Here is a 22,211-nt window from a genome sequence, read left to right as displayed (position 1 = left end):
GTCCCCCTCGGGGTCTCAGAGTGCGAGCCGTCGTTCAATCAGACGTTCTACCGCATTCAGGACGTGACTTTCAGCTACATCGCGCGCTCCGGCGCCGTCGGCGACCTCGATCGCCTTCACGAGACGGGCGTGCTCGGAGTCCACGCGGTCGCGCCGTTCGGGCAGGTCGTGCACGGCCCAGACCAGCGGGCCGATCTCGGCCTGGAGCCGGATCTCCTCCCGGGTGAGCCGGCCGGACTGGGAGGCGGCGGCGACCTCCAGGTGGAACCTGCCGTCCAGCCGGCACATCCCGGCGCCGGGACCCGTCCCGGCCATCTCCTCCAGCGACCGCCGCAGCCGCCGGACGTCGCCGGGCAGCGACCGCCCGGCGGCGAGCCGGGCGCCGGCCCCGGCGACGGCGGCGTAGTGGTCGCCGAGGTCGCGGAGCTCTTCCGCGCTGAGCGAACGCAGCCGCTCGTCGAGATCGAAAGCCCTGGTGGGAGCCCGGACGAAGCTGCCGCCGCCGCGCCCCCGGCGGGTCTCGATGAGCCCTTGTTGACGCAAGGCCATCAGCGCTTCGCGTAGTGTGACCGTCGAAACACCGAGATATGCCGACAGCTCGGTCTCACTGGGCAGCTGCTCGCCGTCCGCGAGGAGGCCGAGCGCGATCGCGTCGCCCAGGCGCCGCACGACCGCGTGCACCCGCGCGGTGTTGTCGACGGGAGCGAACACGACGAGGTGCGCGCTGTCCATGGGCCCCCTCCCGGTGTTGACACAGTGATACCGGAACATCACTTGAACTTAAACCTATGACTCCATATGTTTTCGGTCATGCCGGCTTCAGCGGTGAGGATCCGCGATCTGCGCAAGACCTTCGGTGCCGTCCAGGCGGTGGCGGGCGTCGACCTCGACATCGGGGACGGCGAGTTCTTCTCGATGCTCGGCCCGTCCGGGTCCGGGAAGACGACCGTGCTGCGGCTGATCGCGGGCTTCGAACGACCGACCTCTGGAACGATCGAACTAGGCGGCAGGGACGTGACCGGGCTTGCGCCGTTCGACCGTGACGTCAACACCGTCTTCCAGGACTACGCGCTCTTCCCGCACCTGGACGTGCTCCGCAACGTCGAGTACGGCCTGAAGGTGCGGAAGGTGCCGAAGGCCAAGCGCCGGAAGCGGGCCCTGGAGGCGCTGCGCAGCGTCCGGCTCGACGGGATGCAGGCGCGCCGGCCCGCCGAGCTGTCGGGCGGCCAGCGCCAGCGGGTCGCGCTCGCCCGGGCGCTGGTGAACGAGCCGAAGGTGCTGCTGCTGGACGAGCCGCTCGGCGCGCTCGACCAGAAGCTGCGCGAGGAGATGCAGGTCGAGCTGAAGAGCATCCAGCGCAGGGCCGGCATCACCTTCGTGTTCGTCACCCACGACCAGGAGGAGGCGCTGACCCTCAGCGACCGGATCGCGGTCCTCGACGGCGGCCGGGTGCAGCAGGTCGGCACGCCGGCCGAGGTGTACGAGCGGCCCGCGACCGAGTTCGTGGCCGGCTTCGTCGGGACGACCAACCGCATCGGCGACGTCTGCGTGCGGCCGGAGAAGCTCCACGTCGACGAGGACGGCGGCGCGCGGGAGGCGGGCGGACCGGACGCGGGGGACCGGCACGCGCTCGGCACGGTCGCCGAGGTCGTCTACGCGGGCGCGGTCACCCGCTTCGTCATCGACCTGGAGTCGGGGGACCGGGTCGTCGCGCTGCAGCAGAACCTGCGGACCTCCTCCACGGACGTGCTGGCCCGGCGCGGCGCGCGCGTCCGGGTCGGCTGGCACGAGGCGCACGAGTTCCTCGTGTCGGGCGCCGGCTCCGCGCCGGCGCCCACCCCCTGAGCCACCCCAGAAAACCCCCGAAAAACCCCCACAATAAGGAGTTCCCCATGTGGTCCACGCGCATGGCGGCCGCCGCCGCGGCGACGCTGGCGATCGGACTGGCGGCCGCAGCCTGCGGCGGCGACTCGGGCGACAAGGCGACCGGCGCAGGCCAGGGCGGCTTCCCGGTCCCGAATGTGCCGATGCAGAAGTCGCTCGGCCAGGGCGAGGGCCAGGTCAACCTGGTCGCCTGGGCCGGGTACGCCGAGGACGGCTCCAACGACCCCAAGGTCGACTGGGTCACCCCGTTCGAGAAGCAGACCGGCTGCAAGGTCAACACCAAGGTCGCCGGCACGTCCGACGAGATGGTGACCCTGATGAAGACCGGCGAGTACGACGCGGTCTCCGCCTCCGGCGACGCCTCGCTGCGGCTGATCGCCTCCGGGACGGTCGCGCCGGTCAACACCGGGCTCGTGCCGAACTACGCCGACATCTTCGCCGGGCTGAAGATGAAGCCGTGGAACTCGGTGAACAACACCGCCTACGGCATCCCGCACGGCCGCGGCGCCAACCTGCTCATGTGGCGCAAGGACAAGGTCAAGACGGCCCCCGACTCGTGGGGCGCGGTGTTCGACGCCAACTCCCCGTACAAGGGGAAGATCACCGCCTACGACTCGCCGATCTACATCGCGGACGCCGCCCTCTACCTGAAGACGGCCAAGCCCGAGCTCGGCATCAAGGACCCGTACGCGCTCGACCAGAAGCAGTTCGACGCGGCCGTCGAGCTGCTGAAGACGCAGCGCGGGCTCATCGGCGAGTACTGGTCCGACTACACCAAGGAGGTCCAGGCGTTCAAGAGCGGCGACTCGGTCCTCGGGACGACGTGGCAGGTCATCGCCAACCTCGCGAAGGGCGAGAAGGCGCCGGTCGAGGTGGCCCTGCCCAAGGAGGGCTCCACCGGCTGGTCGGACACCTGGATGGTCGGCGCGAAGGCCAAGCACCCCAACTGCGCCTACAAGTGGATGGACTGGATCGTCTCCCCGAAGGCGAACGCGCAGGTCGCCGAGTGGTTCGGTGAGGCCCCGGCGAACGCCAAGGCGTGCCGGGAGACCGCGGACAAGACCCACTGCGACACCTTCCACGCCACCGACGAGAACTACTTCTCGAAGGTGCACTTCTGGACGACGCCGATCACGCAGTGCCTCGACGGGCGCAAGGACGTCAAGTGCGTCGACTACTCCAAGTGGACCCAGGCGTGGACCGCGATCAAGGGATGACCGGCTCCGCCCTCACCGGCGGGAAGGACGGCCGCCCGGCGCCGGGAATCCGGCGCCGGGCGGCGGCCCTGCTGCACCGCCGCCCGCGGCTGCGCCTGTCGCTGCTTCTGTCGGCGCCGCTCGCCTGGCTGGCCGTCGTCTACCTCGGCGCGCTCGCCGCGATCTTCCTGACCGCGTTCTGGACGACCGACGTCTTCACCGGCGAGGTCGTCCGGCAGTTCACCCTCGCCAACTTCCAGACCCTCGTCGACGAGCCCGTCTACCGGACGGTCGCGCTGCGCAGCCTCGGCGTCGCGGCGGCCGTCACCCTCATCGACACCGCGATCGGCTTCCCGATGGCGCTGTACATGGCCAAGGTCGCCAAGCCGCGGCACCGGCCCTACCTGGTGATCGCGATCCTGGCGCCCCTGTGGGCCGCCTACCTCGTCAAGGCGTACGCCTGGCGGGTGATGCTGGCGCAGGGCGGCCTGGTCGACGAGGTGCTCGGGCCGTTCGGGCTCTCCAGCCCCGGCTACGGCCTCACGGCGACCGTGATCGTGCTGGCCTACCTGTGGCTGCCGTACATGATCCTGCCGGTCTACGCGGGCCTGGAGCGGCTCCCGGACTCGCTGCTGGACGCCTCGGGGGACCTCGGCGCCCGGCCGCTGCGCACGCTGCGGTCGGTCGTGCTGCCGCTGGTGTTCCCCTCGCTGGTGGCCGGGTCGATCTTCACGTTCTCGCTGTCGCTCGGCGACTACATCACCGTGAAGATCGTCGGCGGCCGGAGCCAGCTGCTCGGCAACGTCGTCTACGACAACATCGGCGCCGCCAACAACCTGCCGTTCGCGGCGGCGGTCGCCACGATCCCGGTGGTGGTGATGCTCGGCTACCTGGCCGCGGCCCGCCGCACCGGCGCGCTCAGGGAGCTGTGATGACCCTCTCGCCCGCCGCGCGGACCGCCCTGCGCGTCGTGATGTTCCTCGGCCTCGCCGTCATCTACGTGCCGCTGCTGGTCGTGCTGATCAACTCCTTCAACGCCGACACCACGTTCGGCTGGCCCCCGTCGGGGTTCACCGGGCGCTGGTGGTCTCGGGCGCTGGACAACGAGGGCGCCCGGCAGGCCGTCCTCACCAGCGTCAAGGCGGGCCTCGGCGCGACGGCCATCGCGCTCGTCCTCGGCAGCATGGCCGCCTTCGCGGTGTCGCGGTACCGGTTCTTCGGGCGCGAGTCGGTCTCGCTGGTCGTCGTGCTGCCGATCGCGCTGCCCGGCATCGTCACCGGCATCGCGCTCAGCAACGCCTTCCAGGTCGTGCTGAAGCCCCTCGGGATCGGGCTCGGCCTGTTCACCGTGATCGTCGGGCACGCCACGTTCTGCGTCGTCACGATCTTCAACAACGTGCTGGCCCGGCTGCGGCGCACGGGCACCAGCCTGGAGGAGGCGTCCGCCGACCTCGGAGCCGACACGTTCCAGACGTTCTGGCACGTCACGTTCCCGGCGCTGCGCTCGGCGCTGCTCGCCGGGGGGCTGCTGGCGTTCGCGCTGTCCTTCGACGAGATCATCGTGACCACGTTCACCGCCGGGCCGGACGCCCAGACGCTGCCGATCTGGATCTTCAACAACCTGTTCCGGCCCAACCAGGCCCCGGTCGTGAACGTGCTCGCCGCCGCCCTGATCGTGCTGTCGGTCATCCCGATCTACATCGCGCAGCGGCTGTCCAGCGGCGCCCGCGGCGTCGCCTGAGCGGCGTCGCCTGAGTGGAGGGCGTCAGCCGCGCAGGCGACGGGAGGTGTCGACCCAGCGGTCGAGGAGGGCGGCGGCGGCGCCCGAGTCGACCGCGGCGGCGGCGCGCTCGTAGCCGGCCCCCAGCGTGGCGGTGAGGTCGGCGGCGGGCGGCGCCCCCTCGTAGGCGGTGACGAGCGCGGCGGCGTTCAGCAGGACCATGTCGCGGACGGGCCCCCGCCGGCCGGTGAACGTCTCGCGGGCCACCCGCCCGTTGAACACCGCGTCGGCGCCGCGCAGGTCCTCCGGCTTGGCCGGCGGGATGCCGAGGTCGGCGGGGTCGAAGGTCGTCTCCGTCGCCGTCCCGTCGCGCACGACCCACACCGTGGAGGTGCCGGTGGTGGTCAGCTCGTCCAGCCCGTCGTCGCCCCGGAACACCAGCGAGGAGCAGCCGCGCGCGGCGAACACGCCCGCCATCACGCCCGCCATCCGCGGGTGGAACACCCCGACGGCCTGGGCCAGGGGGCGCGCCGGGTTCGTCAGCGGGCCGAGGAAGTTGAAGACCGTGGGCGTGCCGAGCTCGCTGCGGGTGCGCGAGGCGTACTTCAGCGCGGGGTGGTAGAGCGGCGCGAAGCAGAAGGTGATGCCGATCTCGTCGGCGACCCGCGCGGTGGCCTCGGGGGACAGGTCGATCGCGACGCCGAGGTGCTCCAGGAGGTCGGCGGCGCCGCAGGAGGACGACGCGGCCCGGTTGCCGTGCTTGACGACCCGCACGCCCGCCGCGGCCGCGACGACGGCGGCCATCGTGGAGACGTTGACGGTGTGGCCGCGGTCGCCGCCCGTCCCGACGAGGTCGGCGATGCGGCCGGGCACCTCGATGGGCGTGGCGTTGTCCATCATGCCCCGGGCGAGGCCGGTGACCTCCTCGACCGTCTCGCCCTTGGCGCGCAGCGCCACCGCGAAGCCCGCGATCTGCACGTCGGTGGCCTCGCCGGACATGATGCTGTTCATGGCCCAGGAGGTCTCCTCGCTGGACAGCGAGTCGCCCGACACGAGGGCGTTGAGCAGTGCGGGCCAGCTGGTGCGCGCGTCCATGTCGCCTACAGGGTCGTGGTGGGTGCGTGGCTGCTGCGTGGCTACAGGGCCGGGAGGCGGCTCTTGAGGCGCTGCCGCATGAGGCCGGCGAGGGCGTTCGCGAGGCCCATCGGGTCGATGGGCAGGCCCACCACGGCGTCGGCGCGCGACCAGGTGGCGAGCCAGCCGTCGTCGCGGCGGCCGATGACCGCCAGGACGGGCGGGCAGTCGTACACCTCGTCCTTGGCCTGCCGGCACACGCCGAGACCGCCCGCGGGCTGCGCCTCGCCGTCGACGATGAGGACGTCCACGCCGCCCTGGTCGAGCCGCGACACGACGGCCGGCTGGGTGGCGCACTCCTCGAACTCGACCTTCGGGAGGTCGGCGGCGGGCCGGCGCCCGATCGCCATCCGGATCTCGGCGCGGGTGTTCGCGTCGTCGCTGTAGACGAGGATCTTCATCGGGCTCTCCGGGGCGGTGCTCATGGACCTGAAGGGTACCGGGTCGCGGCACCGGTGACACGCTCGGGGAACCCTAGAAGGGGGGTCATGCGTCAGTCACTGGATAGGGGCGCAATAATGCTGGCGTGACAGCATCCGCGATAGAGACAACACCTCACGCACGGGCGAACCGTCCCAATCTGGTCAGCGTGGGGACGATCGTTTGGCTGTCGTCCGAGCTGATGTTCTTCGCGGCGCTGTTCGCGATGTTCTTCACGATCCGCTCTGTGACGATCGGCCAGTCCGGCCACCACGCCTGGCCGGGCGCCCCGCTGGACCTGCCGCTGTCGGCGATCAACACGACCGTTCTGGTGCTGTCCTCGGTGACCTGCCAGATGGGCGTGTTCAAGGCCGAGGCGGGCAAGGTCGGACGTGACGGAAGCGTGTTCAACGTGGCGCGCTGGGGCCTGCGCGAGTGGTACGTGCTCTCGTTCCTCATGGGCGCCTACTTCGTCGCCGGCCAGGGCTACGAGTACTCCCAGCTGGTCTCCAAGGACGGCCTCACCTTCTCGTCCTCGGCCTACGGCTCGGTCTTCTACCTGGCCACCGGCTTCCACGGCCTGCACGTCGTCGGCGGCCTCGTCGCCTTCCTGTTCCTGCTGGGACGCACCTACGCCGCCAAGCGGTGGACGCACGAGCAGGCGACGAGCGCGATCGTCGTCTCCTACTACTGGCACTTCGTCGACGTGGTGTGGATCGGCCTGTTCTCGGTCGTCTACCTGCTCGACCTCTGAACGACCCGACCGACCCGACCGATATGACCCGAACGGGGACTTCCGTGAAAAGGATCACCGCATGGCGACGGCGCCCGTGGGCGGGCTACGCCGTCGTGCTGGCGGCCCTGGCGGCGATCGGCGCGATCTACGCCGGCTTCTCGCCGCGGACTGACCGTGCCGAGGCGCAGACCACCGCCCAGGCGGCGCAGGACCTGAAGAACGGCCAGCAGCTCTTCAACAAGAACTGTGCGAGCTGCCACGGGCTGAACGCCGAGGGCACCAAGGACGCCAAGGGCAACCCGATCGCCCCGAGCCTCATCGGCGTCGGCGCCGCGTCCGTCGACTTCCAGGTCGGCTCCGGCCGCATGCCCGCGGCGAACCCCGGCGCGCAGATGCCGCGCAAGACGCCGATCCCCGAGTTCAACACCTCGATCAAGACCGACTTCGAGGAGAAGGACAAGCGGGAGGCGGCCGAGAAGCAGAAGGCCCAGGCGGAGAAGAACCTCTCCGACCTCAGCGCCTACGTCACCTCGCTCGGCGGCGGCCCGGAGATCCCCCCGGCGTCGGCCGTGGACCCGAAGACGGGCAACGTCGCGCTCGGCGGGAAGCTGTTCCGCACCAACTGCGCGCAGTGCCACAACTTCACCGGCCAGGGCGGCGCGCTGACCGGCGGGAAGTACGCGCCCTCGCTGTCGGACCCCGCCGTCACGCCCACCCAGATGTACGAGGCCATGCTCACCGGCCCGCAGGCGATGCCGGTGTTCAACGACACCACGCTCACGCCGAAGGACAAGCAGGCGATCATCGCCTACCTCGTCCAGACGCGCGAGGAGCCGAACCCCGGCGGTAACGGCCTCGGCCGCATCGGCCCGGTGACCGAGGGGCTGGCCGGCTGGCTGGTCGGCATCGGCCTGCTGGTCCTCGCCGCCATGTGGATCACCGCGAAGAAGCCGAAGAAGCTGAAGAAGTCATGAGCGACGACAACAAGGACACGCCGGGCCGGCCCGGCCCGCGCGAACGCGTGATCGGAACGCCGTCCCCGGCGCGGGAGAAGGCCCTGCTGGCCGAGGACGACATCTCGGCGCCCGCGGGCGTGGGAGGGCAGCTCGACGAGGCGTCGGCCAAGCGCGCCGAGCGGATCGTCGCGACGCTCTTCCTGCTCGCGTTCGCCGCCAGCGTGGCGTTCATCGCCTACTTCATCGGCTGGAGCGGCCGCGACGGCGGCATGCACGGCGTCACCCGGGCGCGCGAGAGCAACCTGTGGCTCGGCGGCCTGATGGCGCTGTCGTTCCTCGCCATGGCCTTCGGCGTCACCATCTGGGTGCGCCGCCTGATGACGAGCAAGCCGATCCTCCAGGAGCGGCACGAGCTGGGCGCCACCGAGGAGACCCGCGCGGCCTTCACCGAGGACTTCCTGGAAGGCGCCGACGACAGCGGCATCACCAAGCGGCCCCTGCTGCGCCGCACGCTGCTGCTGGCCGCCGCGCCGCTCGGCCTGGCCCCGCTGGTGCTGCTGCGCGACCTCGGCCCGCTGCCGGAGAAGCGGCTCCGCCACACCTACTGGGGCGAGGCCGTCAAGAAGGCGCAGGCGGAGGGCAAGAAGGGCGCCCGCCTGGTCGTGGACGGCACCAACAAGCCGCTGCGGGTCAGCGACTTCGCGTCCCCGGGCTCGATGATCACCGTCCTGCCCGAGGGGATCGAGGAGGAGCTCCCCGAGGACCAGGTGCTGACCCAGAACGCCAAGGCCGTCACCATCCTCATCAACATCCCCGCGGACCAGTTCAAGCCCGCCAAGGGCCGCGAGAACTGGCACGTCAACGGGATCGTCGCCTACTCCAAGGTCTGCACGCACGTCGGCTGCCCCGCGGCCCTGTACGAGCAGACCACACACCACATCCTGTGCCCGTGCCACCAGTCGACCTTCGACGCCACCGACGCGGCGAAGGTCATCTTCGGGCCGGCCGCCCGGTCGCTGCCGCAGCTGCCGCTGTCCGTCGAGGACGGGTACCTCATCGCCACGAGCGACTACCACGAACCCGTCGGACCGAGCTTCTGGGAGCGCGGATGAGCGAGGCGACAGCCCCGAAGGCGGTCCAGGCGCCGCTGACCTTCCTCGACGACCGCCTGGGCTCCACCACCTTCTTCAAGCGCAACATGAAGAAGGTCTTTCCGGACCACTGGTCCTTCATGCTGGGCGAGATCGCCCTGTACTCCTTCATCATCCTGCTGCTGACCGGGACGTTCCTGACGCTCTGGTTCCAGCCGAGCATGACGGAGACCGTGTACGACGGCTCGTACACGAAGCTGCAGGGCGTCACGATGTCCGAGGCCTACGCCTCGACGCTGCACATCACGTTCGACGTGCGCGGCGGCCTGCTCATGCGGCAGATCCACCACTGGGCCGCGGTCCTGTTCATGGCGTCGATCCTCGCGCACATGCTGCGCGTGTTCTTCACCGGCGCCTACCGCAAGCCGCGCGAGCTGAACTGGCTGATCGGCATCGGCATGTTCACGCTCGGCATGCTGGAGGGCCTGTTCGGGTACTCGCTGCCGGACGACCTGCTGTCCGGCACCGGCCTGCGCATCACGCAGGGCGTCGCGGAGTCGATCCCGGTGGTCGGCACCTACATCTACATGTTCCTGTTCGGCGGCGAGTTCCCCGGCCAGGACATCGTCCCGCGCCTGTACATGCTGCACATCCTGCTGATCCCGGGCCTGCTGCTCGGCATGGTCACCGCGCACATGATGATCATGTGGGTGCAGAAGCACACGGCGATGCCGGTCAAGAACCAGACCGAGCAGCAGGTGTACGGCTACCCGTTCTACCCGGTCTTCATGGCCAAGACGGGCGCCTACTTCCTGTTCACCTTCGGCGTCCTGGCGCTGCTCGGCGCGTTCGCGCAGATCAACCCGATCTGGCTGTTCGGCCCGTACGACCCCGGCGCGATCTCCTCCGGCTCCCAGCCCGACTGGTACATGGGCGTCCTGGAGGGCGCGCTGCGCATCATGCCGAACTGGGAGGTCTCCGCCTGGGGCCACACGGTCAGCTTCAACGTGCTGATCCCGGCGCTGGTCCCGCTCGGCATCGTGTTCGGCGGCGCGGCCGCGTGGCCGTTCGTCGAGCAGTGGGTGACCGGCGACAAGCGCCACCACCACGTGAACGAGCGGCCGCGCAACGCCCCGGTCCGCACCGCGACGGGCATCGCCGCGGTCACCTTCTACGGGCTGCTGTGGGTCGCCGGCGCCAACGACGTCATCGCGGACAAGTTCAACGTGTCGCTGTTCGCGACGACGTGGTTCTTCCGGGTCGCGTTCTTCCTCGGGCCGATCGTGGCGTTCATCGTCACCAAGCGGATCTGCCTGGGCCTGCAGCGCAAGGACGCCGACATCGTCGGGCACGGCGTGGAGAGCGGCGTGATCATGATGTCGCCGGACGGGCAGTACTCCGAGCGGCACGAGGCGCCGCGCGCCGAGGAGCTGCACGTCCTGCTCTCCAAGGAGAACACCCGGCCCGAGGCCCCGGCCCGGGACGCCAAGGGGATCCCGGCGCCCGGCACCAAGGGCCCGATCGGGCACCTGCGCTCGCGCCTCAACCGCGCGTGGACGTTCGACGACGTCCCCGTGGAGGAGCACGAGCACGCGAACGGCGAGCACGCCGAGATCGAGGGCGGCGCCACGTCGCACGAGGTCAAGCACTGATCGTCCGCGCATCGGGGGCCCGTCACCGCAACGCCGGTGGCGGGCCCTTCCGCGTGCCGGGCGGCGCGCGATGACCAGGACGCTGTTCGTCACCAACGACTTCCCGCCGCGGCCGGGCGGCATCCAGTCGTTCGTGCACGGCCTCGCCGTGCGGCGCCCGCCCGGTTCGGTCGTCGTCTACGCCCCGGCCTGGAAGGGCGCCGCGGAGTTCGACGCCGCGCAGCCGTTCCCCGTCGTCCGGCATCCCGGCTCGCTCATGCTGCCGGAGCCGGGCGTGCTGCGCCGGGCCGCGGACGTGCTGCGCGCGGAGCGCTGCGACTCGGTCGTGTTCGGGGCGGCGGCCCCGCTCGGGCTGCTGGCCCCGGCGCTGCGGCGCCGGGGGGCGCGGCGGCTCGTCGGGATCACGCACGGGCACGAGGCCGGCTGGGCGTCGCTGCCGGTGGCGCGCACCCTGCTGGGCCGCATCGGCGACGGCGTCGACGTCCTGACCTACCTCGGCGAGTACACCCGCTCCCGGATGGCGCGGGCCCTGTCGCCCGAGGCGGCGGAGCGGATGGCCCGGCTCGCGCCCGGCGTCGACGAGACGCTCTTCCGGCGGGGCGCCGGCGGGGAGGGCGTCCGGGAGCGGCACGGGCTGGCGGGGCGCCCGGTGGCGGTGTGCGTGTCCCGCCTCGTCCCGCGCAAGGGGCAGGACGCCCTGCTCCACGCCTGGCCCCGCGTGCTGGAGTCCCTGCCGGACGCCGCGCTGCTGATCGTCGGCGGCGGACCCTACCGCGGCGACCTGGAGCGCCTCGCGGCGTCCCTCGGCGTCGGCCGCTCGGTCGTGTTCACCGGCGGCGTCCCGTGGGAGGAGCTGCCCGCCCACTTCGACGCGGGCGACGTCTTCGCGATGCCCTGCCGCACCCGCCGCCGCGGACTGGACGTGGAGGGCCTCGGCATCGTCTACCTGGAGGCGTCCGCGACCGGCCTCCCGGTCGTCGCGGGCGACTCGGGCGGGGCCCCGGACGCCGTCCTGGACGGCGAGACGGGCCTCGTGGTGCCGGGCCGCTCCGTCCCCCGCATCGCCGAAGCCGTGACGAGGCTGCTCGCGGATCCGGACCGGGCCCGCGCCATGGGCGCGAAGGGCCGTGCGTGGATCGAACGCGAATGGCGCTGGGACGTCCAGGCGAGCCGCCTGGGCAATCTCCTCGTTCCCTGAACGGAACCGCCCCCGGGGTGAGGACCCGCCCCCGCGCCGTAGGCGGGTCCTCACCCCGGGGACGGCGACTCAGCGGCGCTTCACCACGCCGAAACCGCGAGCACGCCTTTGCGGGCGGGCACCTGAGGGCGCCCGAGCCCGCGACGGCGCCCGACCGCGGACGCGCGGGAGGCGAAGGCGGCCCCCCGGGCGGATCCCGTGTCGCGGTGATCGTGTCAAAGGGCCACCTCCCGCCGCTTCCCGCGTCCGCGGTCGCTGACACTCCCGAAGCTAGAGCCGCCGGCGGCCCGCGGCGTTACCGTTAACCCGCCCTTAATGAGCGGATCAGCCGTCGCTAAGCCGTCCCCCGCCCGAGGAACCGTTCGCCCCAGGTGGGAGAAGGTGCGGGCCTTCTGCCCGGGGGGCGTGAACCCGCGGCGGCCTCCGTGCGTACAGGTGAGAAGCGCAGGCGCCGCAGGACGAGGGTCATCGGCCTTTTTCGGCACCAAAGAACATCGGAGCGGCTCCAGGGGCGTATGCTCCCGGAGTGTTCGGGCGGACTCGTACGAATTCGTCCGGGGATCGTGGTGGGAGCGAGCGGGCTCCGACGCCGCGGTCCCGTCATGTCTCAGCGGGACGGCCGCCGGGTGACAGGCCCGGCGGCGCGGAACTCACCGGCGTTCGCCGTGCTCTCCGTCTCCTCCACAGGAGAGGGCATGGCGCGACGCGATTACGGGCATGCGTCCCGGAGCCAAACGCATGCTTCACCGTGGGCTGAGACGCCCGCGCGCCCGTCCCCGAGCCCCGAGCCCGAGCGGGGGCTCTGGTCGGAGGATCCCCAGTGGCCCGAAGGGTCCTGGTGGTCGGAGCAGCCGGACTGGTCCGAGCGCGGGCGCAGATCGCCGCGGCGCGAGCCGTCGCGGCGCGAGATCAAGCGCCGCGAGGCCAGGGCCCGCGCGCGGCGCTCGGGCAAGGGCGCCGAGAAGCCGCGCCCCCGGGCGCAGTGGCCGGAGCCTCCCGAAGGGCGCGCCGAGGCGGGGGCCGAGCGCTTCGACGCGCGCGGCAGCTACGACCCCGCGGGCTACGCCGCCCGCACGAGGCGGGACGCCCGCCCCGAGCGCCCCGACCCCCGGACCGCCCGGCGGGACGCCGAGCGTTCCGGCGCTCGTGGCGAGGGGGCGGGACGCCGGGACGGGCGGCGGGATGTTCGGGCGGAGCAGTCCGACGCGCGCAGTACGCGGCAGGACGTGCCCACCGAGCGGTTCGGCGCCCGCACCGAACGGGACGCGCGGACCGAGCCCTTCGGGGGCCGCGGTGCGCCGCGCGACGCGCGGACCGAGAGGTTCGACGCCAGGGCCGAGGGGCTCGGCGGGCGCGCGGAAAGGTCCGGGAGGGACCGGTCCCGGGAGTTCCCGGAGCGGGGCGGGCGCTCCCGCCGCGCGGAGCCGGCCCGCGCGGGCCGGGGCGGCCCCCGGCGGCGGCCCGGCCGGCCGGAGCAGCGGCGCCGCCAGTCGCCGCCGCGCCCGGGGCCGAAGGCGACGCCGCGCCGCGGCAGGCGGCCCGCGGACCGGCTGAGCATCGGCGCGATCGTCCTGTCCACCGCGGTCGGGCTGTCCCTGCTGGGCATCGCCGAGCGGGCCCTGCTCGACGGCGGTCCCGTCGGAGGCTCCTCCGGGCCGGTCGGCTCGCAGCGCGCGATCAGGCCGCCGAAACCCGGCGCCGGAACGTCCGCGCAGCCCCAGCAGCCCCAGCAGCGGCCGGGCGGCGGTGGCGGCACGGCCACCACCCCGGCGGGGCCCGACCTCGGGGTCCTCGCCACGCAGGTCCGCAGGCTGACGCTGGCGCAGCGCGGCACCGCGGCGCGGCAGGCCTACGGGGCGGCGCTGACACGGCAGCCGTTCGTGGGCGCCACCCGCCAGAGCGCCGACCGGACCTGGGTCTTCGGCACCAGTGCGATCCCCGTCCCCGAGGCGAGCGCGGCCGGCCCCGAACTCGCCTTCTACGCCGCCCACTGGAACGGCCGGCAGTGGGAGGTCGGCCTGTCGGGGGCGACGGCGTTCGCCTCGCTCCTCGGGGCCGCCCCCGCGAACCTCATGTCGCCGTCGGAGTCGCGCCTCCTGCGCAAGTACGGCGCCCTCAGCGCCGCCCAGGCCGCCACGCTCCTCAACGGGACCCGGGCGGGCGACCGGCTGGTGCTGCCCTGGAAGATCGGCCAGGCGTGGTCGATGACCACCTCCGACGATGCCGCGTCCTCCCGCCCGCTGGCGTCGCTGGCGTTCTCCGGAGGCGACGGCCGCGTCCTCGCCGCCGGCGGCGGGCGCCTCTACCGGTTCTGCTCCGGCCAGGCCGGCGCGGTGGTCATGGTGATCCACCCGAGCGGCCTCGCGTCCACGTACTACGGGATGCGGAGCGTGACCGAGCTGCGCGACGGCAGCGTCGTCGAGCAGGGCGACGCGCTCGGCCGCACCGGCTCCGCGCGGCCCTGCGGCGGGGCCGCCGCGCCCCGCGCCGAGGTCGCCTTCGGGCTGCGCCGCGGCGGCGGCGCGGTCCCGCTCGACGGCGCCGAGATCGGCGGCTGGACGTTCCGCGAGCGCGCCAAGCCGCTCCTCGGCTTCGCCGAACGCGGCGTCCTGCAAGTGCTTCCCGGGGGCCTGCTGGCCAACCTCGGCCCGGTCCCCGCCGCGGACGGCTCTGCGTCGTCAACGCCGTCGCCCGGCAAGAAGCCGGCGGACGGCGCCGGACCGGCGGGCGCCCCGGCGCCTGCCGCCACCTAGAACAGGAGTCCGAGCGGTGCGAATTCGCAACAGTGATGATCCCGCGGTGCCCGCCTGGGCGCTGCGCGTGGTGCTCGCCGGCGCGGTGCTGGTGCTGGTCGGCGCGGCGACCCCGCAGGGCGCCGTCGCGGTCGCGAACGTGCAGTACTTCCTCAGCTTCTACGCCGGCGTCTTCGCGCTCGTCGCGCTGACCACCGCGGTGATGAGCGGGCTGCTGGCCACCGATCGCCTCATCCTGAAGATCCGGCACCGGGTGCTCGCCCAGGCGGTGCACCGGGCCTCCGCCGTCATCGCGACGGCGATGCTGGTCGCGCACGTCACGGTGAAGGTGATGAGCGGCCTCGCGCTGCCCGTCCAGATCGTCGTGCCGGACGGCGGCGCGATCGGCCTCGGCACCATCGCCTCCGACCTGATGCTCCTCATCGTGGTCACCGGGCTGATGCGGGCGCGGTTCGCGCTGCGCGGCAAGGCCTGGGTGTGGCGGTCGATGCACGCCGTCGCCTACGTGTCCTGGCCGCTCGCGATCGTGCACGGCCTGATCACCGGGCGGGCCGCGGCGCCGTGGGTCGTGCTGAGCTACGTCATGAGCGTGGTGTTCGTCGTGCTCGCGCTGGTCACCCGCATGGTCGTGGTGATCAAGCCGCGGGACGTCCATCTGGCCGGCGAGGACGTCGAGGCGTACTCGCTGCCGGACGGCGCGGGCCGCCGCCGCGACCGGCGCGCGATGGCGGCGCGCGAGCACGAGGAGGGGCGCGCCGCCGCGCGGGCGCGCGCCCGCGCGGAGGAGGAGCGCTTCGACGACCCGCGCGACCTCGACGACGCGCGCGCCTTCGGGGACTCCCGGCGGACCGTCGCCGACCCGCGCGGCATGCCCGTGACCGGGTCGGGCCGCGACACCGAGGTCATCCGTTGACTTCCTCTCCCGCCTGTAGGCGGGGGATTCCGGCGGTCGCCCGCTGGATTTCCTGCTTCGCCGACGACCGCCCTGTCCGGGAGGAATCCCGTTGAGGTCTTACACCGTCTCCACAGGCGGTCACCGCCAGCCCGGCGGCCAGGATGTTGCGCGCGGCGTTCAGATCGCGGTCGAGCACGCTGCCGCAGCCGCACGTCGATTCGTGGACGTTCAGCGAAACGCCCCGGCTTCCCTGCCCTGCTCCATAAGAGCCCGTTTCCTCCCCGGCCTGAAGGCCAGGGTATTCCCGGAGGAGAACCGATGACCTCGACCGTCACCGTCTCCAACATCGGCGGCCCCCGGCTGACGCTCGGGTTCGACCGGTTCGACCGGCTGGACCTCGACCGGCACCTGGCGGTGCACGGCAGGCTCCGCGCGCCGGCGCTGGACGACCTGGTGCGCATGGCCGAGCAGGTCGACCTGAGGGGACGCGGCGGGGCGGGGTTCCCGTTCGCCCGCAAGCTGATGGCGGTCGCGGCGCGGGTCAACCACCCGACCGCCGACCGGACCGCGCTGCTGCCGGGAGAGAAGGGCGACGAGCGCGGGTCCAGCGAGGACGTCGTGGTGGTGGTGAACGGCGCCGAGGGCGAGCCCGGCAGCGCCAAGGACAAGGTGCTGCTCGGCCGGGCCCCGCACCTGGTGCTGGACGGCGCGCAGATCGCGGCGAACGCGCTCGGCACCCAGCGGATCGTGCTGGCCGTCGAGAGCGACGAGGCCGCCCGGTCGGTCCGCGCCGCGATCAGCGAGCGGCGGATGCCGGCCCGGGTCGTGCGGCTGACCGAGCGGTTCATCTCGGGGGAGAGCGGCGCGGTGATCCGCGCGATCAACGGGGAGACGCCGATCCCGCCGGGCGTCAAGGTCCGCGCGTCCGACTCCGGGGTGGACGGCTTCCCGACACTGCTGTCCAACACCGAGACGTTCGCGCAGCTCGCGGTGCTCGTCTCGCTCGGCTCCGACCTGTACGCCTCGGCCGGGACGCAGGACGAGCCCGGCACCACGCTGCTGACGATCGGCGGGACGCAGGTCGTGGAGGCGCCGCTCGGCACGCCGCTGCGGGCCGTCCTCGACCACTGCGACGTCCCGCCGTCGCCGGGAGTGCTCGTCGGCGGGTACCACGGGATGTGGCTCGATCCGGCCGCGGTGTCGCGCGCGGTGCTGTCGCGCGCCGGGATGCGGCGCGTCGGCGGGACGGTCGGCGCCGGGATCATCCTGCCGCTCACCCAGGGCACCTGCCCGCTCGGCGAGGCCACGCGGATCGCCTCCTACCTCGCCGCGCAGTCCGCCGGGCAGTGCGGGCCGTGCCGGCTCGGGCTGCCCGACGTCGTCCGGTCCCTGATGGCGCTGACGGAGGGGGCCGGGACGGTGGACGGCGTGCGCCGCGCCGCCGGCGTCGGCCGCGGCCGCGGGGCCTGCACCCACCCCGACGGGACGGCCAGGTTCGTCCTGTCGGCCATGGAGGCCTTCGCCGCCGACATCGAAGCGCACCGGTGGGGCGGGGGGTGCGGCCAGTCGACCTACGGGGTCCTGCCGCTGCCGGTGCCGGACGGCACGGAGGGGCGGGTCGCGATCGACTGGAGCCGGTGCGACGGCCACGGCCTGTGCGCCTACCTCGTGCCCGAGCTGATCCAGCTCGACCGGTACGGCTTTCCCGTCGTGCTCGGAACCGACATTCCGTCGTGGATGGAGAAGGACGTTCAGAAGGCGGTCGCGATGTGCCCCGCATTGGCGCTCCGCGTCGTCGGAGGAGTCCCCGGGGCGCCCTCGCGGCGGTGAATTCCCGGGCAGAAGAAAATGACGACAGGTGGACATCGTTGAACCCGGCGGGCGGGCCGGTGCGTATATCTGGACGAACCCGCGCCGGGTCCGTCGAGTGATCCTTGAAAGGAGGGACGAGAGCCCTTGAGGAAATCCTACGGAATCGCCGGAAAGCGCACGCTCCCGCGCCTCGGCAAGGGCCGCCTGCTGCTGGTCCTGGCGGCCGCGGCCGCCGTCGTGGCGGCCTTCGCGGTCGTCATGACCCCGGTCGGCACGCCCGCGAGCGGCGCGGCGAACCTCGGCGGCACCGTCCAGACCCGCTGGGGCCGGCTCAGCACTCTGGACAGGCAGCTCCTGGTCAAGGTGCGGCAGGCCGGCCTCTGGGAGATGCCCGCGGGGCAGCAGGCCGCGCAGCGCGCCTCCAGCCCCCGGGTGAAGGAGGTCGGCGAGATCATCATGCGCCAGCACATGCAACTGGACGCCGACACCCGCGCCGAGGCGCAGAAGCTGGGCGTGCTGCTTCCCAACGAGCCCAACGGCAGCCAGAAGAGCTGGCTGAGGGAGATGTCGGGAAAATACGGCGCCGACTATGACAAGACGTTCGTGCTGCGGTTGCGTGCCGCCCACGGGCAGGTCTTCACCGTCATCGCCAAGGTGCGCGCGGCGACCGAGAACACCGAGATCCGCGCGTTCGCCGAACGGTGCCTGAAATTCGTCAACACGCACATGTCGCTGCTGGAGAGCACGGGCCTGGTTCCCAGGCGCGCTCTGCACTGACGTTGACCCCGCAAAGGGAGCAGTTTTCCGATGGGACGAAAGAAGAAAGCCTTCGCCGCGTTGATCCCGGCGCTCACCCTGGTCGCCACGGCGGGCCAGGGGACCCCCGGTGCGAACGCCTCCGAAACCCTCAGAGCGGCGAACGCGGCCGCCTATCCGGCCTTGCCCGCCGACGGCGGCACCGGCCCGACGAACCCGCCCACCGCCGCGCCCACCGCCCCCCAGGGCGGCCAGCAGAACGGTGGCGAGACGGGCGACGGAGGTCAGATGGGCGACGGCGGTCAGATGGGTGACGGCGGCCCGATCAACGAAGGCGGTCAGCAGAACGGCGGTCAGCAGAACGGAGGTCAGCAGAACGGAGGTCAGCAGAACGGAGGTCAGCAGAACGGAGGTCAGCAGAACGGCGGCGGCCAGCAGAACGGCGGGCAGGGGAACGGGCAGGGGGGCCAGCCCCCGGCGAATCCGGCCCTGCGCGCGGACCAGTTCGTCGACATCCGCAAGGCGCCGCGCGTGCAGCAGCCCCGCCGCGGCCGCCAGGCCTCGACCGGCGTGTTCGCGTCCAACTGCGGTGTGAACAAGGGCCAGGCCCACAGCAACCCCGACAACGTGCTGGCGGCCCCGGGCGTCGTGAACGGCGCGCACCACATCCACGACTACGTCGGCAACCTCGACACGAACGCGTTCTCCACCGACGAGACCTTCGCTGCCGCCGGGACGACCTGCACCAACGGCGACAAGTCAGCCTATTTCTGGCCGGTGGTCCGGCTCCGCGACGGCCAGGACACCTCGGACCGGGCGCAGCAGAGCCAGGCGGACGGCAACGTCGGCAGCATCGTCACCCCGTCCAGCGTGAAGATCCAGTACCTCGGCAACCCGCGCGCCAAGGTGACCGCGATGCCGCGGTTCATCCGGGTCGCCACCGGTGACGCCAAGGCCGTGACGAACGGGCTGAAGAACGCGCACGCGAGCTGGACGTGCAGCGGCTTCGAGAACCGGGCGTTCACCGACAAGTACCCGCTGTGCCCCCGGGGCGGCAAGGTGGAGCGCGTGCTGAACTTCCCGAGCTGCTGGGACGGCCAGAACACCGACAGCGCCAACCACCGCGACCACATCCGGTTCGCGGACCCGCGGACGGGGCAGTGCCCCCAGGGCACCAAGGCGGTGCCGCAGCTGCGGATGACGCTGGCCTACAACCTGCCGGCCAAGCCGCTGGCGTTCGCGCTGGACAGCTTCCCCGAGTCGGGCCACGACCCGGTCACCGACCACGGCGACCTCATCAACGTGATGGACGACCGGCTGATGGCCAAGGCGGTCAGGGCGATCAACGGCGCCAAGGCGGGAACGCGGATCAAGCGCCGGCGCTGAGCGCGGCCGGTCCCCGGGGCCCGGGCGCGCGTCCACGCGTCCGGGCCCCCGGCGTCCTACGATCGCGGCATGAACATCGTGATCGCGGGCGGGCACGGGCAGATCGCGCTGCGGCTGTCCCGGCTGCTGGCCGCACGGGGGGACACCGTGCTGAGCATCATCCGCAATCCCGGCCACGCCGGGGACGTCCGGGACACCGGAGCCGGACCGGTCGTGTGCGACCTGGAGTCGGCGACGGCCGACGAGGTCGCCGACCACCTGACCGGCGCCGACGCCGTCGTGTTCGCCGCCGGGGCGGGCCCGGGCAGCGGCGTGGCGCGCAAGGACGCCGTCGACCGCGCCGCCGCGGTGCTGGCGGCGGACGCCGCCGAGCGCGCGGGCGTCCGCGGCTTCGTGCAGATCTCGGCGATGGGCGCCGGCGAGCCGCCCGCGCCCGGTCGCGGCGACGTCTGGGAGGCCTACATCAGGGCCAAGGGCGAGGCCGAGGACGACCTGAGGCGCCGCGACGCCCTGGACTGGCTCATCCTGCGGCCGGGCCGCCTCACCGAGGACCCGCCCACCGGCCTGGTGGCGCTGGCCGAGCCGCCGGTCGGGCACGGCGCGGTCACCCGCGACGACGTGGCCGCGGTCATCGCGGCGCTGCTGGACGCCGGCGACGTCCGCCGCCTCACGCTGGACCTGCTCAACGGCTCCACCCGGATCGGGGACGCGGTCGCCGCGCTGCGCCCGGCCCCCGGCGGCGGCGGGCCCGGCGCCTGACCGCGCGGGACGTCCCGCCTCAGCCGGTGTAGAGGGCGTCGATCTCGTCGGCGAAGTCCTTCATCACGACGTTGCGCTTCACCTTCAGGCTCGGCGTCATATGGCCGGCCTCCTCGGTGAAGTCGACGCCGAGGACGACGTACTTCTTGATCGCTTCGGCGTGGCTGACCGACTTGTTGGCGTCGGTGACGGCGGCCTCGATCTCGGCGACGAGATCGGGGTCGCGGCGCAGCTCGGCGACCGACATCGCCTCGGGCTTGCCGTGCCGGGCCTTCCAGGGGCCGAGCGCCTCCTCGTCCAGGGTGACGAGCGCGCTGATGAACTTGCGGCCGTCGCCGACGACGAGGCACTGGCTGATCAGCGGGTGCGCGCGGAGCCGGTCCTCCAGCGGGGCGGGCGCCACGTTCTTGCCCGCCGCGGTGACCAGGATCTCCTTCTTCCGGCCGGTGATGCTCAGGAAGCCCTCCTCGTCGAGGGAGCCGAGGTCGCCGGTGTGGAACCAGCCGTCCTCCAGGGCCTCCTTGGTGGCGGCCTCGTTGTCCCAGTAGCCGCGCATGACGTTGATGCCGCGCACGAGGACCTCGCCGTCCTCGGCGATGCGCACGTCGACGCCGGGGATCGGCCTGCCCACCGTGCCGATCCTGATGGCGGAGGGCCGGTTCACGGCGGCGGGCGCGGTCGTCTCGGTGAGGCCGTAGCCCTCCAGGATCGTGATCCCGACGCCGCGGAAGAAGTGGCCGAGGCGCTCGCCGAGCGCCGCGCCGCCGGACACCGCGTACTGCACCCTGCCGCCGACCGCGGCGCGCAGCTTGCGGTAGACGAGCACGTCGAAGACCTTGTGCCGGGCCTTCAGCCCGAGGCCGGGGCCGCCGCCGTCCAGCGCCCGGCTGTAGGCGACCGCGGTCTCGGCCGCCGTCTTGAAGATCTTGCCCTTGCCGTCGGCGGCGGCCTTCTGCTCGGCGCCGTTGTAGACCTTCTCGAACACGCGCGGGACGGCCAGCAGGAACGTCGGCCGGAACGTGGCGAGGTCCGGCAGCAGGTTCGGGACGTCGCTGTGCCCGAGCACGATGCCGCCCTCGATGGTGGCGACCTCGATCAGCCGGGCGAACACGTGCGCCAGCGGCAGGAACAGCAGCGTGGAGCTGCCCTCGACGGCGATCTCGGCGATCGCCCCCTGCACGGCGTTGCGGGCGGTCGACACCAGGTTGCCGTGGGTGATCTCGCAGCCCTTGGGGCGCCCGGTGGTGCCGGAGGTGTAGACGAGCGTGGCGGTGTCCGCGGCGGAGCGGGACCGGCGGCGCTCCTCGACGACGTCGTCGCCGACGTCGGCACCGAGCCGGGTGACCTCCGCGACCCCGCCCGCGTCGATGCCCCACACGTGCGCCAGCGCGGGGAGCCGGTCCCGGAGCTCCTCCACGGTCGCCACGTGCGCGCCGGTCTCGGCGAACACGGCCTTGGCCGCGGAGTCGCCGGCGATCCACTCGATCTGCTCGGCGGAGGACGTCTCGTAGATCGGGACGGAGATCGCGCCCGCCGCCCAGATCGCGTAGTCCAGGACCGTCCACTCGTAGCGGGTCCGCGACAGCAGGCACACCCGGTCGCCGGGCTCCACGCCGGCGGCGACCAGGCCCTTGGCGACCGCCGCCGTCTCGGCGGCGAACTCCGCGGCGGTCACGGCGCTCCACGCGTCGCCGTTCCTGCGGCGCAGCACGATCCGGCCGGGCTCCTGCGCAGCCCGGGTGAAGGGCGCGTCGGTCAGAGTGGCGGAGTCGGGTACCTCCACCATCGCGGGGACGCTGGACTCGCGCACGGCCCACTCCTGTCATCGGTCTTCGAGGACGGCGGGGAGGCCCGCGGCGCGCC

General features: G+C 72.7%; 20 protein-coding genes. 15 read left to right on the top strand and 5 right to left on the bottom strand.

What is annotated here, in order from left to right; all coding sequences use genetic code 11:
• Positions 1-15 precede the first annotated feature (15 nt).
• Entirely contained in the window at positions 16-732 is a 717-nt protein-coding gene (locus ACQEU6_RS15235) for a FadR/GntR family transcriptional regulator (RefSeq protein WP_499332502.1), read from the bottom strand.
• 78 nt (positions 733-810) lie between these two features.
• Between ACQEU6_RS15235 and ACQEU6_RS15230 the strand changes: the two genes are divergently transcribed.
• The 4 genes from ACQEU6_RS15230 to ACQEU6_RS15215 are packed head-to-tail and all read left to right on the top strand — an operon-like array spanning position 811 to position 4,821.
• Positions 811-1,845: an ABC transporter ATP-binding protein gene (locus tag ACQEU6_RS15230; RefSeq protein ID WP_499332500.1), complete on the top strand. Its 1,035-nt coding sequence runs from the start codon at positions 811-813 to the stop codon at positions 1,843-1,845.
• A gap of 47 nt (positions 1,846-1,892) precedes the next feature.
• Positions 1,893-3,101: an ABC transporter substrate-binding protein gene (locus ACQEU6_RS15225; RefSeq protein ID WP_499332499.1), complete on the top strand. Its 1,209-nt coding sequence runs from the start codon at positions 1,893-1,895 to the stop codon at positions 3,099-3,101.
• A complete protein-coding gene (locus ACQEU6_RS15220; RefSeq protein WP_499332498.1) occupies positions 3,080-4,012 on the top strand; it encodes an ABC transporter permease in 933 nt (310 codons plus the stop codon). The genes ACQEU6_RS15225 and ACQEU6_RS15220 overlap by 22 nt, the downstream gene beginning before the upstream one ends.
• Positions 4,012-4,821 carry an ABC transporter permease gene (locus tag ACQEU6_RS15215; protein WP_499332497.1) on the top strand — a complete coding sequence of 270 codons (810 nt, stop codon included), beginning with the start codon at positions 4,012-4,014 and terminating at the stop codon, positions 4,819-4,821. The genes ACQEU6_RS15220 and ACQEU6_RS15215 overlap by 1 nt, the downstream gene beginning before the upstream one ends.
• Before the next feature lie 24 nt (positions 4,822-4,845).
• Here ACQEU6_RS15215 and trpD read toward each other — a convergent pair whose 3' ends face one another.
• Complete coding sequence (gene trpD, locus ACQEU6_RS15210) at positions 4,846-5,895, bottom strand: anthranilate phosphoribosyltransferase (protein ID WP_499332496.1); 1,050 nt, start codon at positions 5,893-5,895, stop codon at positions 4,846-4,848.
• A gap of 41 nt (positions 5,896-5,936) precedes the next feature.
• Positions 5,937-6,359 (bottom strand): type 2 periplasmic-binding domain-containing protein, encoded by a 423-nt coding sequence (locus ACQEU6_RS15205; RefSeq protein ID WP_499332494.1) that lies wholly within the window; start codon positions 6,357-6,359, stop codon positions 5,937-5,939.
• Between the two features lie 101 nt (positions 6,360-6,460).
• On the opposite strand from ACQEU6_RS15205, the gene ctaE reads away from it, so the two are divergent.
• The 9 genes from ctaE to ACQEU6_RS15160 all read left to right on the top strand — a co-directional run bounded on the left by ctaE (position 6,461) and on the right by ACQEU6_RS15160 (position 18,224).
• Positions 6,461-7,108, top strand: a complete 648-nt coding sequence (ctaE, locus tag ACQEU6_RS15200) for an aa3-type cytochrome oxidase subunit III (protein WP_179842926.1) — start codon at positions 6,461-6,463, stop codon at positions 7,106-7,108.
• A 44-nt stretch (positions 7,109-7,152) separates the two neighbouring features.
• Positions 7,153-8,064 carry a cytochrome bc1 complex diheme cytochrome c subunit gene (gene qcrC / locus ACQEU6_RS15195; RefSeq protein WP_499332492.1) on the top strand — a complete coding sequence of 304 codons (912 nt, stop codon included), beginning with the start codon at positions 7,153-7,155 and terminating at the stop codon, positions 8,062-8,064.
• A complete protein-coding gene (gene qcrA / locus ACQEU6_RS15190; RefSeq protein WP_499332490.1) occupies positions 8,061-9,158 on the top strand; it encodes a cytochrome bc1 complex Rieske iron-sulfur subunit in 1,098 nt (365 codons plus the stop codon). The genes qcrC and qcrA overlap by 4 nt, the downstream gene beginning before the upstream one ends.
• On the top strand, positions 9,155-10,789 hold the full coding sequence (gene qcrB, locus ACQEU6_RS15185; protein ID WP_499332489.1) for a cytochrome bc1 complex cytochrome b subunit: 1,635 nt from the start codon (positions 9,155-9,157) through the stop codon (positions 10,787-10,789). The genes qcrA and qcrB overlap by 4 nt, the downstream gene beginning before the upstream one ends.
• Positions 10,790-10,859: 70 nt before the next feature.
• Positions 10,860-11,987 carry a glycosyltransferase family 4 protein gene (locus ACQEU6_RS15180; RefSeq protein WP_499332488.1) on the top strand — a complete coding sequence of 376 codons (1,128 nt, stop codon included), beginning with the start codon at positions 10,860-10,862 and terminating at the stop codon, positions 11,985-11,987.
• 695 nt (positions 11,988-12,682) lie between these two features.
• Positions 12,683-14,740: a M23 family metallopeptidase gene (locus ACQEU6_RS15175; RefSeq protein WP_499332487.1), complete on the top strand. Its 2,058-nt coding sequence runs from the start codon at positions 12,683-12,685 to the stop codon at positions 14,738-14,740.
• Positions 14,741-14,756: 16 nt separating this feature from the next.
• Positions 14,757-15,653, top strand: a complete 897-nt coding sequence (locus ACQEU6_RS15170) for a ferric reductase-like transmembrane domain-containing protein (RefSeq protein WP_499332486.1) — start codon at positions 14,757-14,759, stop codon at positions 15,651-15,653.
• A gap of 300 nt (positions 15,654-15,953) precedes the next feature.
• Positions 15,954-17,465 carry an NADH-quinone oxidoreductase subunit NuoF family protein gene (locus ACQEU6_RS15165; protein ID WP_499332484.1) on the top strand — a complete coding sequence of 504 codons (1,512 nt, stop codon included), beginning with the start codon at positions 15,954-15,956 and terminating at the stop codon, positions 17,463-17,465.
• A 126-nt stretch (positions 17,466-17,591) separates the two neighbouring features.
• Positions 17,592-18,224: a DUF4142 domain-containing protein gene (locus ACQEU6_RS15160; protein WP_499332483.1), complete on the top strand. Its 633-nt coding sequence runs from the start codon at positions 17,592-17,594 to the stop codon at positions 18,222-18,224.
• Between the two features lie 304 nt (positions 18,225-18,528).
• On the opposite strand, the gene ACQEU6_RS15155 is transcribed toward ACQEU6_RS15160, so the two are convergent.
• Complete coding sequence (locus ACQEU6_RS15155; protein WP_499340202.1) at positions 18,529-18,966, bottom strand: pentapeptide repeat-containing protein; 438 nt, start codon at positions 18,964-18,966, stop codon at positions 18,529-18,531.
• On the opposite strand from ACQEU6_RS15155, the gene ACQEU6_RS15150 reads away from it, so the two are divergent.
• Together ACQEU6_RS15150 and ACQEU6_RS15145 are read left to right on the top strand one after the other, a co-directional pair.
• On the top strand, positions 18,852-19,589 hold the full coding sequence (locus ACQEU6_RS15150) for a DUF1996 domain-containing protein (RefSeq protein WP_499340201.1): 738 nt from the start codon (positions 18,852-18,854) through the stop codon (positions 19,587-19,589). The genes ACQEU6_RS15155 and ACQEU6_RS15150 overlap by 115 nt on opposite strands.
• A gap of 69 nt (positions 19,590-19,658) precedes the next feature.
• Positions 19,659-20,348, top strand: coding sequence for an SDR family oxidoreductase (locus ACQEU6_RS15145; protein WP_499332482.1), 690 nt, complete (start codon positions 19,659-19,661; stop codon positions 20,346-20,348).
• A 19-nt stretch (positions 20,349-20,367) separates the two neighbouring features.
• On the opposite strand, the gene ACQEU6_RS15140 is transcribed toward ACQEU6_RS15145, so the two are convergent.
• Entirely contained in the window at positions 20,368-22,158 is a 1,791-nt protein-coding gene (locus ACQEU6_RS15140) for an AMP-dependent synthetase/ligase (protein WP_499332480.1), read from the bottom strand.
• Positions 22,159-22,211 lie beyond the last annotated feature (53 nt).

Origin of the sequence: Spirillospora sp. CA-108201, from assembly GCF_050936235.1 — a bacterium.
Lineage (GTDB): Bacteria > Actinomycetota > Actinomycetes > Streptosporangiales > Streptosporangiaceae > Spirillospora.
The sequence above is the reverse complement of the archived record's forward strand: the minus strand, read 5'-3'. Positions and strand labels throughout refer to the sequence as shown.

Coding starts and splice junctions, on each gene's coding strand:
- ACQEU6_RS15235 (WP_499332502.1), bottom strand. CDS start 732: ATGGACAGCGCGCACCTCGTCGTGTTCGCTCCCGTCGACAACACCGCG.
- ACQEU6_RS15230 (WP_499332500.1), top strand. CDS start 811: ATGCCGGCTTCAGCGGTGAGGATCCGCGATCTGCGCAAGACCTTCGGT.
- ACQEU6_RS15225 (WP_499332499.1), top strand. CDS start 1,893: ATGTGGTCCACGCGCATGGCGGCCGCCGCCGCGGCGACGCTGGCGATC.
- ACQEU6_RS15215 (WP_499332497.1), top strand. CDS start 4,012: ATGACCCTCTCGCCCGCCGCGCGGACCGCCCTGCGCGTCGTGATGTTC.
- trpD (WP_499332496.1), bottom strand. CDS start 5,895: ATGGACGCGCGCACCAGCTGGCCCGCACTGCTCAACGCCCTCGTGTCG.
- ACQEU6_RS15205 (WP_499332494.1), bottom strand. CDS start 6,359: ATGAGCACCGCCCCGGAGAGCCCGATGAAGATCCTCGTCTACAGCGAC.
- qcrA (WP_499332490.1), top strand. CDS start 8,061: ATGAGCGACGACAACAAGGACACGCCGGGCCGGCCCGGCCCGCGCGAA.
- qcrB (WP_499332489.1), top strand. CDS start 9,155: ATGAGCGAGGCGACAGCCCCGAAGGCGGTCCAGGCGCCGCTGACCTTC.
- ACQEU6_RS15180 (WP_499332488.1), top strand. CDS start 10,860: ATGACCAGGACGCTGTTCGTCACCAACGACTTCCCGCCGCGGCCGGGC.
- ACQEU6_RS15175 (WP_499332487.1), top strand. CDS start 12,683: ATGGCGCGACGCGATTACGGGCATGCGTCCCGGAGCCAAACGCATGCT.
- ACQEU6_RS15165 (WP_499332484.1), top strand. CDS start 15,954: ATGACCTCGACCGTCACCGTCTCCAACATCGGCGGCCCCCGGCTGACG.
- ACQEU6_RS15145 (WP_499332482.1), top strand. CDS start 19,659: ATGAACATCGTGATCGCGGGCGGGCACGGGCAGATCGCGCTGCGGCTG.